This window comes from Paraburkholderia sp. RL17-347-BIC-D (genome assembly GCF_046027915.1).
In the GTDB taxonomy this organism is placed as follows: Bacteria; Pseudomonadota; Gammaproteobacteria; order Burkholderiales; family Burkholderiaceae; genus Paraburkholderia.
In genome coordinates this window covers 1-1,694 of sequence record NZ_JARESS010000164.1, presented here as the reverse complement: position 1 = coordinate 1,694, position 1,694 = coordinate 1, and the positions used below count along the sequence as shown (strand labels likewise).

Annotated in this window: 1 protein-coding gene; it reads right to left on the bottom strand. The window is 57.4% G+C overall.

All coding sequences use genetic code 11. From position 1 onward, the window contains the following. Window positions 1–75 precede the first annotated feature (75 nt). A complete protein-coding gene (locus P0D96_RS47880; protein WP_408321307.1) occupies window positions 76–1,572 on the bottom strand; it encodes an integrase catalytic domain-containing protein in 1,497 nt (498 codons plus the stop codon). Window positions 1,573–1,694 lie beyond the last annotated feature (122 nt).

Sequence of the window (1,694 nt, the reverse complement as noted above, 5' to 3'; positions counted from 1 at the left end):
CGTGTTGCCTCACGGGAACATGTTACTCCCGGGCAATTGTCAACGACGAATCGTTTGGCGATGAGGCTGACGCTGCTACGCAGCGTCAGCCTTCATCGCGTCGGCGTCGCCAAGTATTCGGGTCACCAGCTCTTTTGCCCGATTCGATCGCCACACTTTCACGCGGCGCTGCAGAGTGCGCAGTTGAGCGCGGGAATACATGGTTGGGGCCATTGCGGTGAGGCGCTCATGCAGTTTCTTTGCCGTGATGCCGGGCTCAATTTCGAGCCATTCCTGTATCTTCGGCCAACTATGTTCGAACGGATCTTCTCGAGTGCGCCAATCGTGTTGTACGCGCGCTTTACGATGATGCGTTGGACGAACTTCGCCGGCCTGCCAGGCTGTCCCAAGACTCGAAAGGAAATCGGCAAGTGGAACATCACTGGATATTTTGATCTCTGTTGGCTGTCCACCGGAAGCGCTGCATTCTGCGATGCGCTGCTGTGCTTCGCGCATTCGATGTAGCAGGTCCAATGGATCCAGCTTACGAAACCGCGCACGAAGGCTGCGCTTGGTCGCTTCGGGTATCGAGGCGGAGCGCAGGACGCGCTCAAGTGGCGTCAAGGGAGCTTCATAACGCTTCGTCACTCTGGCGCCATGACGGGTCTTCGATTTGAGTTTGAATGATGGTTGAAAGAAGTTAATGTAAAGCCGCGACACCTGGTATAGGGACGCAAGTGTCCCGGTGGCCTCGAGGCCGCGTAACTTTCCGTAGCCGACCAGACGGCGCACGATTGCGCCGTTTTTCTGCTCGACCCACGCCTGATCGTTTTTTTTGTATGCACGCGAGCGCGTCAACTCGATACCTGTTGCTTTGCAGAAGTTAAAGACATCTTCGTTCATGAAGGCGGTATCGTTGTCGCAATCCAGGCCTCGCAGGGGGAATGGTAAGGCGTGCCTGACCAGTTCGATATGCTCGCGGACTAGCGCGCCGCTGCGAACCGGCATAGCGAGACACTCGGTCCAGCCAGTCGCGATATCTGTCATCACCAAGCTGTGAACGAAGTCACCGTCGATCTTGGTGCCACCGCAATGCTCAACGAAATCGATTTCCAGATAACCGGGCAGCGGATCATTCCAGTCATTGAAGGTCCGGATCGGTACCGCGCGGCGGATTGCAGTACCAATTCCGCCGGCGCGCCGGCGCTGGCCGCTAAATGCCTGCTCGCGCACATCCCGCAGTAGCCGATCGATGGTCGCGGCGCTGATCTGCCTGAGCCGCTGGTGCATCTCCTTTGATAGCGACAGATGACCATGCCGTGTCAACGAATCAACCAGCGTCGGGAGGAGTGCCTTTAACCGCTTGCCGCAGATCCGGTCACTCGCTTCCCACAGCGTAATCAGCGCGGCACGAACCTCATCGTCGTAGCGACGCGGCGGGCCCGGTTTCCCTTGGGGTGGCGTGGGCTCCCGGCAGAGCACACGGATCGCATGCTTGCGGTGATAGCCCGTCAATTCAACAAACTCGTCCAGAATCTGGTGTTTGTCGATTCGACCAGAACGGCGGTAACGCTCGCCAACTGCTTCAGTCAATTCCCGTCTTGTTGTCATGCTGAGCTGCCTCGTCATAAGTCGCTCCCGCCAGCCGTCTGACGGGTAACAAAATACTTGAGGCAACGAGCCTAGCTCGGTAACAAAAAACCTGAGTCAATGCG